The organism is Allobosea sp. LjRoot237 (assembly GCF_964253285.1).
Classification (GTDB): domain Bacteria; phylum Pseudomonadota; class Alphaproteobacteria; order Rhizobiales; family Beijerinckiaceae; genus Allobosea.
This window is the reverse complement of the sequence record NZ_CAXUQP020000001.1, coordinates 4,133,660-4,149,260: the sequence shown is the minus strand read 5'-3', so window position 1 is coordinate 4,149,260 and position 15,601 is coordinate 4,133,660. Positions and strand designations below refer to the sequence as shown.

The 15,601-nt window shown below is 66.7% G+C and carries 12 protein-coding genes; 9 read left to right on the top strand and 3 right to left on the bottom strand.

What is annotated here, in order from left to right; all coding sequences use genetic code 11:
• Positions 1-9: 9 nt before the first annotated feature.
• Positions 10-912 (bottom strand): HNH endonuclease, encoded by a 903-nt coding sequence (locus ACSQ24_RS20165; RefSeq protein ID WP_436096398.1) that lies wholly within the window; start codon positions 910-912, stop codon positions 10-12.
• 154 nt (positions 913-1,066) lie between these two features.
• Positions 1,067-2,407, bottom strand: a complete 1,341-nt coding sequence (locus ACSQ24_RS20160; protein ID WP_436096397.1) for an aspartate aminotransferase family protein — start codon at positions 2,405-2,407, stop codon at positions 1,067-1,069.
• Positions 2,408-2,588: 181 nt separating this feature from the next.
• Here ACSQ24_RS20160 and ACSQ24_RS20155 point away from each other — a divergent pair, with 181 nt between their 5' ends.
• The 3 genes from ACSQ24_RS20155 to ACSQ24_RS20145 all read left to right on the top strand — a co-directional run bounded on the left by ACSQ24_RS20155 (position 2,589) and on the right by ACSQ24_RS20145 (position 6,915).
• Positions 2,589-4,373, top strand: a complete 1,785-nt coding sequence (locus tag ACSQ24_RS20155; RefSeq protein WP_436096396.1) for a hypothetical protein — start codon at positions 2,589-2,591, stop codon at positions 4,371-4,373.
• Between the two features lie 145 nt (positions 4,374-4,518).
• Positions 4,519-5,973, top strand: coding sequence for an EAL domain-containing protein (locus ACSQ24_RS20150; protein ID WP_436096395.1), 1,455 nt, complete (start codon positions 4,519-4,521; stop codon positions 5,971-5,973).
• 84 nt (positions 5,974-6,057) lie between these two features.
• Positions 6,058-6,915 (top strand): TIGR01459 family HAD-type hydrolase, encoded by an 858-nt coding sequence (locus ACSQ24_RS20145; RefSeq protein WP_436096394.1) that lies wholly within the window; start codon positions 6,058-6,060, stop codon positions 6,913-6,915.
• 206 nt (positions 6,916-7,121) lie between these two features.
• On the opposite strand, the gene ACSQ24_RS20140 is transcribed toward ACSQ24_RS20145, so the two are convergent.
• On the bottom strand, positions 7,122-7,505 hold the full coding sequence (locus tag ACSQ24_RS20140) for a response regulator (RefSeq protein ID WP_126113555.1): 384 nt from the start codon (positions 7,503-7,505) through the stop codon (positions 7,122-7,124).
• A gap of 279 nt (positions 7,506-7,784) precedes the next feature.
• Here ACSQ24_RS20140 and ACSQ24_RS20135 point away from each other — a divergent pair, with 279 nt between their 5' ends.
• The 6 genes from ACSQ24_RS20135 (at position 7,785) to ACSQ24_RS20110 (ending at position 15,580) form a co-directional block, all read left to right on the top strand.
• Positions 7,785-8,231, top strand: a complete 447-nt coding sequence (locus ACSQ24_RS20135; RefSeq protein ID WP_436096393.1) for a MaoC family dehydratase — start codon at positions 7,785-7,787, stop codon at positions 8,229-8,231.
• Positions 8,232-8,444: 213 nt separating this feature from the next.
• A complete protein-coding gene (locus ACSQ24_RS20130; protein WP_436096392.1) occupies positions 8,445-9,428 on the top strand; it encodes a bifunctional riboflavin kinase/FAD synthetase in 984 nt (327 codons plus the stop codon).
• A 194-nt stretch (positions 9,429-9,622) separates the two neighbouring features.
• The gene (locus tag ACSQ24_RS20125; RefSeq protein ID WP_436096391.1) at positions 9,623-12,778 is read left to right on the top strand and encodes an isoleucine--tRNA ligase; all 3,156 of its coding nucleotides are present in this window, start codon (positions 9,623-9,625) and stop codon (positions 12,776-12,778) included.
• Between the two features lie 60 nt (positions 12,779-12,838).
• The gene (gene lspA / locus ACSQ24_RS20120) at positions 12,839-13,327 is read left to right on the top strand and encodes a signal peptidase II (RefSeq protein WP_436097932.1); all 489 of its coding nucleotides are present in this window, start codon (positions 12,839-12,841) and stop codon (positions 13,325-13,327) included.
• A gap of 151 nt (positions 13,328-13,478) precedes the next feature.
• On the top strand, positions 13,479-14,135 hold the full coding sequence (locus ACSQ24_RS20115) for a hypothetical protein (RefSeq protein WP_436096390.1): 657 nt from the start codon (positions 13,479-13,481) through the stop codon (positions 14,133-14,135).
• Between the two features lie 134 nt (positions 14,136-14,269).
• Complete coding sequence (locus ACSQ24_RS20110; RefSeq protein WP_436096389.1) at positions 14,270-15,580, top strand: M16 family metallopeptidase; 1,311 nt, start codon at positions 14,270-14,272, stop codon at positions 15,578-15,580.
• Positions 15,581-15,601 lie beyond the last annotated feature (21 nt).

Genomic DNA, 15,601 nt, shown 5'->3' with positions numbered 1-15,601 from the left:
GCGCGCGCCTCAACCCTTGAATACGTGATTGCGATGATGCTCGATGAATGAACGATGGGGCAGGGCGGCCTTGTCGCGCGGCGTGAATAGCGGGCGACCGTGTTGAACCAAGCCTCCGAGAGCGTCCGGTATGAGCTTGACTGGCGCGATGAGCGAAAGATCGTCTGCTATCGAAATCAAGCCGCGATCGAACAGCCAATGGACTGTTCCTGACAACGCTAACCCATTCCGGACAGAGTCAGGCCCGTGGGACGCTACCGGCATGATGTGCGCCGCTTGAACCTCGGGACGCCCGCCGCCGTTAATGAGTCTTAGGCCAGTGACAGCGCAGCGGTTATCGTAAGCTGCGCGGACATGACGCCGAAAGCTTTCCTCACGAAACGGGCGGCTGATCAACGTCTGAACGATTGGGCGCTCGTAGGGCGTTTGGTCGCTTTCGGCGAAACCGAATTCGGGCGCCCTGATTGGCGTGAACTCGCCCTGTGCCGTAGCGGGGTAGCCCGCTGAGCATATTGCGGCGAACTCATGCTCTGGCAGCACTCGAACAGACCGCCCAAACGCTCCCTTGCTCGTCTGGCCGCCTTCGCGTTGAAGCGCGCTCTCAAGAAACGTGTCGCCCAATCTAAATGGAACAGGTCGGTCAAAATCGAGATAGTTTTCGACATCGGCGTAGAAATGGTCTGCGAGTTCCGGGTCAGGTCTAATCCGCAAAACAGTGGCTATCGCAAAATAGGCTTGCCGGCCTTGTCCCTTGCCATTGCTCAAGCCGGTGCGGCGCGGCTCATAGTAAATCACCATGTCGCCGACAGCGGCTTCCGCCTGTCTCAGATAGGTCCGCCCAAAATGATAGTAGTGTTCTGGGACGTCCTTATAGGACGGCGATACGCGAGTGGTGAAAACAGCCTTTGCCATTCAATTCAGACTGCTACATCCGACTGTCTGTTGTCACCAATCAACTGCTCCGCCGTTATGCTCGGCCTCGTGCCGTTTTACGACGCAGAGGCTAGCCAAAGGCGTGGATGGTCGGGACAAGCCCGACCATGACGCAGGTGGCCGTGAAGCGCCGTCAGTTCGCCACCGCCCGGATCACCCGCCTGAGCTTCTCGATCAGTTCCTCGACCTGGCTCTCCGTGATGATCAGCGGCGGCGAGAAGGCGATCGTGTCGGCGGCGGTGCGGACCATCAGGCCCTCATCGCGGAAGAGGCGGTCCATCGCCTCGAAGGCGCGCTTGCCGACGCCATCCGCCCGCGGCGCGAGATCGACGGCACCGACCAGGCCGAGCGTGCGGATATCGACGACGTTGGGCTCGCCCTTCAGGCTCATCACCGCATCGGCCCAGCTATCCTCCATCGCCCGGGCGCGCTCGAACAGGCCCTCTTCGCGATAAATGTCGAGCGCCGCCAGGCAGGCCGCAGCCGCCAGCGGATGGCCGGAATAGGTGTAGCCGTGGAACAGCTCGATGACGTTGTCCGGCCCGCCCATGAAGGCGTCGTAGATGTGCTTGCGCACGATCACGCCGCCCATCGGCACCGTGCCCGAGGTCACGCCCTTGGCGAAGGTGATCATGTCCGGGATGACGCCGTAGCGCTCGGCGGCGAAGGCGAAGCCGAGGCGGCCGAAGCCGGTGATGACCTCGTCGAAGATCAGCAGGATGCCGTGCTTGTCGCAGATCTCGCGCAGGCGCTTGAGATAGCCCTTCGGCGGCGGCAGCGCCCCTGTCGAGCCCGCCATCGGCTCGACGATCACGGCGGCGATGGTCGAGGCGTCGTGCAGCGCGACGACGCGTTCCAGATCGTCGGCGAAATGCGCACCGTATTCCGGCTCGCCCTTGCTGAAGGCCTGCTTCTCGCGGTCATAGGTGTGCGAGATATGGTCGGTGCCGGTCAAAAGTCCGCCGAAGAACTTGCGGTTGTTGACCATGCCGCCGACCGAGATCCCGCCGAAGCCGACGCCGTGATAGCCGCGCTCGCGGCCGATCAGCCGGGTCTTCGAGCCCTTGCCCGAGACGTTCCAGTAGGCGAGGGCGATCTTCAGCGCCGAGTCGGCCGCCTCCGAGCCCGAGCCGGCGAAAAAGACATGGTCGAGATCGCCCGGCGCCAGCGCCGCGATGCGGGCGGCAGCGGCGAAGACCTTAGGGTGGCCGTATTGGAAGGACGGGGCGTAGTCGAGCTCGCGCGCCTGCGCCTGGATCGCCTCGATGATCGGCTCGCGCGCATGCCCGGCATTGCAGCACCAGAGCCCGGCCGTGCCGTCCATCACCGGCTTGCCCTCGGGGGTGTAGTAGAACATGCCCTCGGCCCGGGCGACCATGCGCGGGTTCTGCTTGAACGACCGGTTCGCCGTGAACGGCATCCAGTAGGCTTCGAGATCGTTCGGCGAACTGATCGCGCGCGGCGCAGAGGTCATGATCCGGTCCCATTTAGTTTTTTAAAGCTTCCTCAACCTAGCAGCGCGGTCGGGGCTGTAAATCCGCATCGGCTCGGGGCATGCCTGCGTCCGGTGGGCGGCGGCCCGTCGCTGGTGCAAGATGACGTAACGTCGTTTGTGGCGTAGGCTCGATAAGGGGGTAACACTGGACTACGCCCCGATGGCCGAGGATGTCGCTGGTCCGGACGGCAACGAGCCCATCGCGACGGAGGAGATCCGTGCGCAGCTCGATCGCATCCTCGCGTCGGATATCTTCCGCAGCACGCCGCAGTTGACCGCCTTCCTGAGCTACGTCGTCGAGCAGGCGCTGGCCGGCCGGGCCGGCGAGCTGAAAGGCTATACCATCGCCGTCGAGGCGTTCGGCCGCTCCGCCGATTTCGATCCGCAATCCGATCCGATCGTCCGCGTCGAGGCGGGGCGGCTGCGCAAGGCGCTCAACCTTTATTTCGCGGCTGACGGCGTGCGCGATCCAGTCCGGATCGCTATCCCGGTCGGAGCCTATGTGCCGAGCTTTACGCGGCTTGCCGCGTCCGAGCCGGAGTTGGCCGCGCCGGCGTCGGATGCCGGGCGGGCCGCGATGCCGGCTGCTGCACCGACGCGGTTCCGGCTCTATGCCGCCGGCTCGACTGCGCTGCTGGCGGCTCTGATCGCGCTTGCCGCCTGGCATGTCTCGCGCAGCGGGTCGGAGCCCGGCACGACAATGTCGAAGGCGGATGCGCCCGCATCACGGCCCGCCTTGTCGGCCACGCCGGAGCAAATGGCGCCGGAGACCGCAGCCAAGCCGGTCACGGCGGCGGCGAGCCTGCCAGTGGTCGCCGTTGTCGTCGCCGGTGATACCGCCGATCCCGCGATCGAGGATGCGGCGCGGCTGTTCATGCGCCATCTCGTCGATACCATGGCCCGTTTCGACGATTTGCTCGTGGTCAAGACGCCAGGCACGGCGCTGCGACCGGAGGAGGGAGCCGATTACGTCCTCACCCTCAACACCGCGCGGGCCGGCGACAAGGTCGAGGGCTTCGTGCGGCTCAGTGCCGCGAAGGACGGCCGCATCGTCTGGACGACGTCCGGCGAGCGCAGCCTTGCCGCACTCGGCGACGGTTCGGAGCTGCGCGACATGGCGCAACGGCTGGCGATCCGGCTGGTCCAGCCCTTCGGCATCCTGCATGCAGACCTCAGGCTAGCCACGCTGCCGCCCGCGACCGGCTGCATCTATCAGGCGCTCAACGTCCGCCGGCACATGAAAGCCGAAGAGCATCTTTCCGCCCGGAATTGCCTCGATGCGCTTATCGCCCGCGATCCCGAGTTCCATCCGGCCTGGTCGCATCTGGCCCTGCTCACCGCGGACGAATACGCCTCCGGCCTGAACGTCCGCGCCGGCTCGCCACTCGATCGCCTTCTCGCCGCCGCGGTCAATGCCGTGCGGCTGGCACCGGTGAGTGCGCGCGCGCACCAGGCGATGATGGAGGCGCAGTTCCTGCGCGGCATGACGGAAGAGGCGCTCAAGTCAGGCCAGGAGGCTTTGACGCGCAACCCTTACGATCCCGATATCATGGCCGATCTCGGAGCGCGTTATGTCCAGCTCGATCGCGCGGCAGAAGGGTTGCCGCTGCTCGAGCGTGCCGTCGCCCTGAGCAGTGGCCGTCCGTCCTGGTACGATATCTATCTGTTCCTGGCCGCGCATCTGACCGGCGCCGGCAAGCTGGCCGAGACCCAGGCTGCCTTGATCAAGTCGGACGAGACCCCACTCGGCTTGATCGGGCGCGCCGTGGCGAGCGCCGCCGCCGGCGATCGTGTCGATCTGGCGGAGGTGCTGCGCTTGCTTGGGCAGGTCGAACCGCTGTTTGCCCTCGATGCGCGGCTCTATCTGACCCGCAAAGGGTTTTCCCCGGCTGCCAGCGACCGCATTCTCACTGCCATCGGGCAGGTCGGATTGCAGCCGCATTAGCGCCGGTTCCTGTGTGCTTCTCCGGATGCTCCCGCAAGATTTGGCGAAGGGCCTCGCAGTCGCTGAATCAGGCCGCTATTCTGCATTCGTCACAGCTGATTCGTAGCGTCGCGTTCCCTCTCAACCCCTTGCGCGATTTCAGCCCTTGGCTCGCATCCGCCTCAGCGCTCTCTCTCCGGCCGCCAGCGGCGTCGCCGGCTTTTCGCTGGGCGCTGCCGCTATGCTGCTGCTGCCGGGGAATCTCGCCAATGCGATCGGCCTCCTGAGCGCAGGGCTCGGTCTTGCCGGCGCCGCGGCTCTGGCACGCCGTAACTCGGCGCGCGAGCGCGAGCAGCTGCTCGCGGCGATCGGCGAGGTCAAGGTCCGCCTCGCCACCAACACCATTCGCGTCGACGCGATGGCGAAGCGTTTCGACCAGTTGCCGATGGCCGAGGCTGATGCGGCACCGGCCAAGGCGATGCTCAACGAGCTGACGGCCGAGGTCGGCCTGCTCGGCGACCTCCTGCAACAGGTCGCGACGACGCTCGGCGAGCATGACGATCAGCTCAGCCGGATCGAGGGGCGGCTCGCCAATCCGCAGCCACAGCCGGCGCGCCTCGCGGCGTTCGCGCCCGAACGCACCGAGCCCCGCGTTCCGGAGCCCCTGACCGCGAGCCGGCAGGATCCCGGCGAGATAGCGCAGCTTCGCGCCGCCGAGGAGCGTGCCGCCTTGATCAGCGAGGCGCTGGCGAAGGGACAGGTCGAGGTCCATCTCCAGCCGATCGTCAGCCTGCCGCAGCGCCGCACGCGTGGCTACGAAGCGCTGGTCAGGCTCCGGCTCGACGAGAAGACGCTGCTGCTGCCCTCGGAATTCCTGACCACGATCGAGGAACGCGGCTTCGGCCCGACCCTCGATGCGCTCGTCCTGACGCGGGCCCTGGCCATCGCCCGTCATCTCGGCAGCAAGCCGGGCGAGCTCTTCGTCTCCTGCAATTTCAGCGCGGCGACCTGGAATTCGTCACGGGCGCTGGCGGCGTTGTCGCGCATCCTGGAAAAATACCACGATCATATCGGCAATCTCGTCATCGAGGTGCCGCAGCGGGTGTTCAGGTCGCTGGAGCCGGCGAGCCTCGGCCTGCTCGGCGCCATGTCGGCGGGCGGCGTGCGCTTCGCGCTCGACCATGTCTCGGACCTGCGCTTCGACCCGGTTTCGCTGCATGATCGCGGCGTGCGCTTCGTCAAGGCTTCGGCCGCGCTGCTGCTGGCAGAGGCGCGTGGCAGCAAGCTCGTCGATATCGCCGTGGGCGATCTCGCCACCCAGCTTGCGCGCGGCTCGATCCAGCTCGTGGCCGAGGAGGTCGAGGACGATCCGATGGTCGCCGATATGCTCGACCTCGGCATCGGCTTTGGCCAAGGCATCGTCTTCTCGCCGCCGCGTCCGGTCAGGCCTGAAGTCTTCGCCGAGCCGCAGCCGGAGGCGGCTCCTGCCGCAATTCCCACGCCTGCGGTCGCTTTGGCGCCGCCCGCTTCCGCCGAGGTGGTGGAGCATCCCGCCATGGCGACGCCGCCTGCCGTGAAGCGCGTTCCCTTCCGCGATATCCTGCGCCGCGCCACCGCTTGAACCCTCGCTGAGGACGGAAGCGCTGGCCCGATCCGGCGAAGCCGCGTAAACAGGCCGCGCCTGTTTGCTAGGAGCCCTTCGCCCGTGCCGTCATCGACCCGCCTTCTGTCCGGGGTTGCGCCCGTCATCGGCCAATACGAGCTTTGCCTCTGCGATATCTGGGGCGTGGTCCATAACGGCGTTGCGCCCTTCGCTGCGGCCTGTGATGCCCTGGCAAGGATGCGGGCGGCCGGCGTTACGGTTGTTCTGGTCTCGAATGCCCCGCGCCCGCGTTCGGAGATCGCCGTCCAGCTCGGCAAGCTCGGTGTCCCCGGCGATACCTTCGATGCGATCGTCACCTCGGGCGATGTCGCGCGCGATCTGATCGCCCATCGTGCCGGCGAGCCGCTTTATCATCTCGGCCCGTCGCGTGACCTGCCGCTCATGGCCGGGCTCGATGCGCCGCGCGTCGGCCCTGCCGAGGGGCATTATATCGTCTGCACCGGCCTGTTCGACGACGAGACCGAGACCGCCGAGACCCATGCCGATCAGCTCGCCGATTTCGCGCGCCGCGACCTGACGCTGATCTGCGCCAATCCGGACCTCGTCGTCGATCGCGGCGGGCGCATCGTGCCCTGCGCCGGTTCACTGGCTGTGGCTTACGAGAAGCTCGGCGGCAAGGCGATCTATGCCGGCAAGCCGCACGCGCCGATCTACGATCTCGCCATCCGCCTCGGCCAGGAGCTGCGCGGCGAGACGGTCGAGAAGGCGCGCATCCTGGCGGTCGGCGACGCGATTCGCACCGACATCGCCGGTGCGGTCGGGTATGGGCTCGATTCGCTGATGTGCGTGGCCGGCATCCATGCCGGTGAGATGGCGGGCTTGTCGGAGGAAGCGCTGCAGGGCTGGTTCGGGCGGCAGAGCCACCGGCCCGATTACGCCATGCCGCATCTGGCCTGGTGAGGGGGCGATAGGAACCACTCCGTCATTCCGGGGCGCTGCGTAGCAGCGAACCCGGAATCCATGAACACAGTGGGGTTTCGCGAAGGCGCGTCGATGCGTGCGACTCCTTGATCAAGTCCAGTGTTCATGGATTCCGGGCTCAGGCCTGCGGCCTGCCCCGGAAAGACGGTGAAGGAAAGATGGAGAATCGGCGCGCAGCCGATAGCTCAGGCGGCGCAGGCCGCCTCGATCTTCGATTTCAGCGTCTGCGCGTTGAACGGCTTGACGATATAGTTGTTCACGCCGGCCTTCTTGGCGGCGATGACGTTCTCGGTCTTCGATTCCGCCGTGACCATGATGAACGGCGTCTCGGAGATGGCGTCCTCGTTGCGGACCTGGCGCAGCAGCTCGTAGCCGGTCATCGGCTCCATGTTCCAGTCCGAGATCACCAGCCCGTATTTCTTGTCGCGCATCTTGGCGATCGCGGCGGTGCCGTCGGAGGCGTCGTCGACATTCTCGAATCCGAGCTGCTTCAGGAGGTTACGGATGATCCGCACCATCGTCTGATAGTCGTCCACCACCAGGATCGGCATTGACGGATCGACAGCCATGACGGCGCTCCAAGCAAGTAGTCCGCAGCGCCGGACGATACCGACGCGGGCCGCTCTCGCAGAGAGGCGACCTTTGGTCAACTGTGATAGGCGGGCGACGTTTCAAAGCCGTTAACCCGGTCGCGGAGTGACCTTGCGGCATACGACCTTTGGGGGAGGGCGGAACCACCCAACAGGCACCAAAGTTCAATGGTGCAGTGCAGCGAGGTGTGAGACGCTTGCTGATCGATTCCGGATGCGGACGGCCTTTCGCCGTGCTGCAGTTGCGAGAGCTGACCGATGATGGCGAGCACGCTCTATCAAGTCCATGCCTTCGAGGACCTGGTCGTCGGCCAGCGCGAGAGCCTGATGCGCACCGTCATGGAGCGCGACGTCTCGCTGTTCGCCGATCTCTCGGGAGACGCCAACCCGATCCATCTCTGCGACCGCTATGCCGCCTCGACCAAATTCGGCCAGCGCATCGCCCACGGCATGCTGACGGCAAGCCTGGTCTCGGCGCTGCTCGGCACGCGCCTGCCCGGGCCGGGCGCGGTCTATCTCTCGCAGACTCTCAATTTCCTCGCGCCGGTGAAGATCGGCGACGTCGTCACGGCCCAGGTCGAGGTGGTGGAACTCGTAGCGGAGCGCCGCCGCGCCCGGCTGTTCTGCGAATGCCTGGTCGACGGCAAGGCCGTGCTCGAAGGCGAGGCCTGGGTGGCGTTGCCGCGTACGGCGGCAAAGGGCTGAATTCCCTTCCCCCGCTTGCGGTGGGGAAGGGTTAGGGATGGGGGCCGGAAAGCATGGCTCTGACTTTCCCCCAGTCCTGCGCCGAGCGGCACTGCCCCCCACCCAACCCTCCCCACCGCAAGCGGGGGGAGGGCTACCTACCCTTGACGCTCCCCGCCGCTTGGGGCCAAACACGGCGCTAGCCGGGGCTTCCCGGCGCCGACCCTGCGTTCCATGACCTCATCCCCCGACGCGCCGCGACCCGATGCGCAGCCCGTCTTTATCCTCGATCCCGGCAAGCCGGTGCCGGCCGAGCTGCGCGCCCGGGTGCTGGCGCTCGGCAATTTTGACGGCGTCCATCGCGGCCATGCCGAGCTGGCGCGCGTCGCCGGCGTGATGGCGGCAGCGCAGGGGGCGCAGGCCGCGGCGCTGACCTTCGAGCCGCATCCGCGCACCGTCTTCCGGCCGGAGCAGCCGGTGTTCCGCCTGACGCCGGAGCCGATCAAGGTCGCGCTGCTCGCCGGCCTCGGGCTTTCACCCAGCTTCATCATCCCCTTCGATCGCGCGATCGCCGGCATTCCGGCGGAGGCCTTCGTCGACGACCTGTTGCTCGGTCAGCTCGGCGCTGCTGGTCTCGTCTGCGGTTATGATTTCCATTTCGGCAAGGGCCGCACCGGCTCGCCTGAGATGCTGCAGGCCCGCGCCGGCCATGTCGGCGTGCCCGTTGCCGTCGTGCCGCCCTTTACCTTCCAGGGTGAGGCCGTTTCCTCGACCCTGGTGCGCGCCGCGCTCGAAGCCGGCGACGTCGGCCACGCCGCTGCATTGCTCGGCCGGCCCTGGTTCGTGCGCGGCGAGGTCGCCCATGGCGACAAGCGTGGCCGCGATCTCGGCTATCCCACCGCCAACATGCATCTGGCCCGCGATTGCCGCCTGCGCTTCGGCATCTATGCGGTCCGGATGAGGATCGACGGTGTCTGGCGCGATGGCGTCGCCAGCTTTGGCAGCCGCCCGACCTTCGACGATGGCGCGCCCCGGCTCGAAACCTTCGTCTTCGACTTCTCCGGCGATCTCTACGGCAAGACCGTCGATGTCGCCTTCGTCGCCTGGCTGCGTGGCGAGGCGAAGTTCGACTCTCTTGAAGCGCTGATCGCCCAGATGGATGCCGACAGTGCGAGCGCGCGCGACATTCTGGCGAAGACACCGGCCTTTCTTCCCTGAGTGCGCTTTGCTAGAAGCCGCTGATGTCCGCTCCGCTCCTCGTTCCGCCCCAGCGAATTACCGGCCCGGCTGCCGCCCTGCGCTGATGCGCGGGCGTTTGCGCAGGCCGGGACGACGATCGCTTCCCCGTGACATTCCAGGATGGGCGCCGCCTCGAGCCTCGAAGGCCGCCATCCTCACTGCCGAGCCGGATCATGACCGACAAGACCGCCGAGAAGCCTGAGACCACCGACTACTCGCAGACGCTGTTCCTGCCGCAGACGGAATTCCCGATGCGCGCCGGGCTGCCGCAGCGCGAGCCCGAGCTGCTCGCCCGCTGGGCCAAGATGGACCTCTACCGCAAGCTGCGCGAGGCCGGCCAGGGCCGCGACCGCTTCGTCCTGCATGACGGCCCGCCCTATGCCAACGGCAACATCCATATCGGTCACGCCCTCAACAAGGTGCTGAAGGACCTGGTGACGCGCTCGCAGCAGATGCTCGGCTATGACTCGAATTACGTGCCGGGCTGGGACTGCCATGGCCTGCCGATCGAGTGGAAGATCGAGGAACAGTACCGCGCCAAGGGCCTGAACAAGGACGACGTGCCGGTCGTCGAGTTCCGCAAGGAATGCCGCGTCTTCGCCGAGAAATGGGTCGATATCCAGCGCGCCGAGTTCAAGCGTCTCGGCGTCGAGGGCGACTGGGACGATCCCTACCTGACCATGGCCTATGGCGCCGAGGCGCAGATCGCCCGCGAGATCATGAAGTTCGCGCAGAATGGCCAGCTCTATCGCGGCTCCAAGCCGGTGATGTGGTCGGTGGTCGAGAAGACCGCTCTGGCCGAGGCCGAGGTCGAGTACGAGGAGCACGTCAGCGACACGGTGTTCGTGGCGTTTCCGCTGCTCGGTTCCGGCCCACTCGCTGGCGCGGCGGTGCTGATCTGGACGACGACGCCCTGGACGATCCCCGGCAACCGCGCGATCTCGTTCCATAACAAGATCGCTTACGGCCTCTACCGGATCACTGCCGCGCCGGAGGGCAACTGGGCCAAGGTCGGGGCGAGCTATGTGCTGGCCAAGAACCTCGCCGAGTCGGTGTTCAAGACTGCCAAGGTCGAAGCCTACGAGCTGGTGCGCGACGTCGCTGCGAGCGATCTCGCCGGTCTCGCCAGCGCCCACCCGCTGCGTGGCCACGGCTACGATTTCGACGTGCCCCTGCTCGACGGCGACCACGTCACCGACGATGCCGGTACCGGCTTTGTCCACACTGCGCCCGGCCATGGCCGCGAGGATTTCGACGTCTGGACGGCCAATGGCCGGATGCTGGCCGAGCGCGGCATCGAGACCCGCATCCCCTATACCGTCGACGCCGATGGCCGCTTCACCAAGGAGGCTCCGGGCTTCGAGGGCGCGCAGGTCATCACCGACAAGGGCGAGAAGGGCAACGCCAACGAGGTCGTGATCAAGGCGCTCGCCGCCAGCGGCAACCTCGTCGCGCGCGGGCGTCTCAAGCACCAGTATCCGCATTCATGGCGCTCGAAGAAGCCGGTGATCTTCCGCAACACGCCGCAATGGTTCATCGCCATGGACAAGCCCTATGGCGATCTCCCTTCTCCCACCCATCTCGGGCTTGCCCGAGATGGGCAGACAAATGTGCCAATGTCGGCAACAGCCGACATTGGTGCGGGAGAAGGTGGCATCGCGTCAGCGATGACGGATGAGGGGTCTCGCGACGCTTCCGTCGAGGACGGCGCGACCCCTCACCCCAACCCTCTCCCGCAAGGGGAGAGGGGGCTGGGCGCGCCCGGCAACAATGCCGACACGCTGCGCAATCGCGCGCTGAGCGCGATCAAGCAGACGCAGTGGGTCCCCGCCGCCGGCGAGAACCGCATCAACGGCATGATCGCCAACCGGCCGGACTGGGTGGTCTCGCGCCAGCGCGCCTGGGGCGTGCCGATCACCGTCTTCGTCGAGAAGGAGAGCAAGGAAATCCTCCTCGACCCCAGGGTCAACGCCGCGATCGCCGAGGCCTTCGAGCAGGAGGGCGCCGACGCCTGGTTCACCGACACCGACGGCGCCCGCTTCCTCGAGCCCCATGGCTATGACCCGGCCAAGTACGAGCGTGTCGTCGATGTGCTCGACGTCTGGTTCGATTCAGGCTCGACCCATGCCTTCACGCTGGAGAAGCGCGCCGATCTCAAGACCCACCGCGTCGTCGACGGCGGCCGCGACAAGGTGATGTACCTCGAAGGCTCGGACCAGCATCGCGGCTGGTTCCATTCGAGCCTGCTCGAAAGCTGCGGCACGCGCGGCCGCGCGCCCTTCGACGTGGTGCTGACCCACGGCTTCTGTCTCGACGAGAAGGGCGAGAAGATGTCGAAGTCGAAGGGCAACGTCACCGCGCCGCAGGACATCATCAAGGACAGCGGTGCCGACATCCTGCGCCTCTGGGTGGCGGCGGCCGACTATTCCGACGATCTGCGCATCGGCAAGGAGATCCTCAAGACCTTCGTCGAGACCTATCGCAAGCTGCGCAACACCATGCGCTGGATGCTCGGCACGCTGGCGCATTTCGACGAGGCGATCCGCATCTCCGAGCCGGCCGCGATGCCGGAACTGGAGCAGCTGATGTTGCACCGTCTCGCCGAGCTCGGCCCTCAGGTCGAGGAGGCCTACCGGACCTATGACTACAAGAAGGTCGTGACCCTGCTTTCGCAGTTCATGAACACCGAGCTCTCGGCCTTCTATTTCGACGTCCGCAAGGACGCGCTCTACTGCGATCCGCGCTCCAGCCATGTCCGCAAGAGCGCGCTGACCGTGGTCGACCATCTCTTCCGCTGCCTGACGACCTGGCTCGCGCCGATCCTGGTCTTCACCGCTGAGGAGGCCTGGCTCGAGCGCTATCCGGACGCCAGGGCCGGCGATGCGTCCGTCCATCTCGAGCTCTTCGCCAAGGCGGATGAGGCCTGGCTCGCTCCTGAGCTGGCCGAGCGCTGGGCCAAGGTCCGCAAGGTGCGCCGCGTCGTCACCGGCGCGCTCGAGCTGGAGCGCGCCGGAAAGCGCATCGGCTCTTCGCTGGAGGCTGCGCCGATCGTCCATATCGCCGACCCCGATCTGCGCGCGGCGCTGAGCGGCCTCGACCTCGCCGAGATCTGCATCACCTCCGGTGCCAGGATCGCGGACGGGGAGGGGCCAGCCGACGCCTTCCGCCTGCCGGATGTGCCCGGCGTCGCGGTCGTGCCGGTGCGAGCCTCCGGCATCAAATGCGCCCGTTCGTGGAAGTATTTCGATCCGGCCACGGCCGAGCTCGGCTTCCCGGAGGTGACGCCGCGCGACGCCAAGGCGCTGCGCGAGCTCGGGCGCGCGGCCTAGCGCATGTCCCGGAAAAGTGGATCCCGGTTTTCCGATCAGGACATGCGCCAGAACGATCTGATGACGCCGGCACGCCGTCTCGGCATCTGGATCGTCGCGCTCACCTTCGTGCTCGACCAGGCGCTGAAGCTCTGGCTGCTCTTCGGCCTGAAGCTGGCCGAAGAGGGGCCGTTCCAGCTCGCCTCCTTCCTGGAGATCGTGCTCGCCTGGAATCGCGGCATCTCCTACGGCCTGTTCCAGCAGTCGACCGATATCGGCCGCTGGGCGCTGGTCGTGCTCTCCATCGTCGCGGCGATCTGGCTCTGGCGCTGGATGTGGCGCACCGGCGACAAGCTCACCGTGGTGAGCCTGGCGCTGATCATCGGCGGTGCGCTCGGCAACGGGCTCGACCGCATCGTCTACGGCGCCGTCGTCGACTTCGTGCATTTCCACGTCGGCAATTTCAGCTGGTACATCTTCAACATCGCCGATGCGGCGATCGTCTTCGGCGTGCTCGGACTGCTCTACGAGTCGCTGCGCCCGGGCGCGGATCGCTCGAAGCCGGCCTGACAGAGCCGCTCTGAGCTGGCTGGCCACAGGCCATTTACGGCAATCCGGCAAAAGGGCTCCCGATTTTGCCGGATATGGGTTAAAAGGCCCGCCATGCTTTTGCCGCGCCGCTGATCCATGACAGCGGCCGACATCCGTACGGAGAGGTGAAATGGCTTATCGGATCCGCGCTTCGCGCATGCTGCTCGCCGGCGGCCTGTTGCTGGCGACGACCCCCGCTTTCGCCCAGGAAGGCATGCTCTTCCAGAATCTGGTGAAGGGCATGGGCCTGTTCGGCACCGACAAGGCGGACATCGAGTACAAGCAGCGCGCCCCGCTGGTCGTGCCGCCGGGCTCGACCCTGCCGAAGCCGCAGGAAGCCGGCGCCAATCGCAGTGCCGCCTGGCCTGATGATCCGGACGTCGCCCGCCGCAGGGCCGAGCGCGACAGTTCCAACATCCTGTTCTCGAACTCCGAATCCTATCGCGCCAACACCAAGCCGCTGCTGTCGCAGGAGGAGCTTCGGCGCGGGCGCGTCACCGGCCGTACGAACGGGCCGGAAGGGATCGTTCCGGACCACAATACCGGCAACAATCAGATCGAGCCGATTCGCATCGGACGCGAGATGGCAGCCCGCCAGGCCCAGACCGATACCTCCAACCTCGAATACGGCAGCGAACCCTCGCGCCGTTATCTGCACGAGCCGCCCTCCGGCTATCGCCGTCCGGCGGGCACGGCCGCGCTCGGCCCGGGCCAGTCCGGACCGCGCGAGGACAAGCAGGCCGTCGGCCAGCGCGAATTCCTCACCGGCCAGAAGGTCTACGAGTAAGCGCAAGCCATCGTTCCGCGCCGCGTTGGTTTTCCGCCGCAGCCGACCTATCTATGAGCGAGCCTTTCCCCGGCTCGGGTCCTTGCGGGCCCGGGCCGGATTGCTATCGAGCCAGCGTAGGAGCCCACCCCGACATGACGGTTCACATCCCGCCCGGCCAGGTTCCGTCCGGCAACGCAGCCAGCCAGGTCGAATCCTACAAGCTCCCCAACGGGCTGGAGATCGTCGTCGCGCCCGATCATCGCGCACCCGTCGTCACGCATATGGTCTGGTATCGCAACGGCTCCGGCGATGATCCGGCAGCCAAGTCGGGCATCGCCCATTTCCTTGAGCACCTGATGTTCAAGGGCACGGCAAAATGGCCGGCGGGCGAATTCTCGAAGATCGTCGCGGGCTATGGCGGCCAGGAGAACGCCTTCACCTCCTACGACTACACCGCCTATTTCCAGCGCGTGCCCAAGGAACATCTGCGCGCGATGATGGATTACGAGGCCGACCGGATGACCGGCCTTGCCTTCGACGAGAGCGTGGTCGCGCCTGAGCGCGACGTCGTGCTGGAAGAGCGGCGCATGCGCGTCGATGCCGACCCCGCTGCCCAACTCAGCGAGGAGTTCTCCAGCGCGCTCTATGTCCACCACCCCTATGGCACGCCAGTCATCGGCTGGGAGCACGAGATCGAGGGTCTCTCGCGCGACGACGCCTTCGCCTATTACCAGCGCTTCTACACGCCGGAGAACGCCATCCTGGTCGTCGCCGGCGACGTCGAGCCGGCGCAGGTGCTGCGCCTGGCGCAGGAAACCTATGGCGTGATCCCGGCTCGCGGCGAGGCGCCGCGCCGCAAGCGCCCGGCCGAGCCGGAGCCGCGTGCCGCCCGGCGCGTCGTGCTCAACGATCCGCGCGTGCAGCAACCTTCGCTGCGCCGCGCCTGGCTGGCGCCGACCTATGTCTCGCCCGAGCGTGACGAAGCCTTCGCGCTCGAGCTCGCAGCCGAGATCCTCGGCGGCGGCACGACCTCGCGGCTCTATCGCAAGCTCTGCGTCGAGCAGGAGCTCGCCGCCGGTGCCGGCGCCTATTTCATGGGCTCGATGGTCGATCGCTCGACCTTCCAGCTCTCGGTCAGCCCGCGCCCGGGCGTCGAAATGGCGGCGCTCGAAGCCGGGCTCGACGTCGCGCTCGCGGCCTTCATCGCGGAAGGGCCGACCGAGCTCGAACTCACCCGCGCCCGCACCCGCCTCGTCGCCGAGACGATCTTTGCCCGTGATAGCCAGTCCTCGCTCGCCCGCATCTTCGGCTCGGCGCTCGCCGTCGGCGAGACCGTCGAGGATGTGCTGCTCTGGCCGCAGCGGGTCGAGGCGGTGACGCGCGAGCAGGTCACCGAAGCGGTCAGGCGCTATCTCAAGCCCGACCGCTCGGTCACCGGCCTGCTCCTGCCGGCCGCCGCCTGACACCGCGATCAAGCCATTACG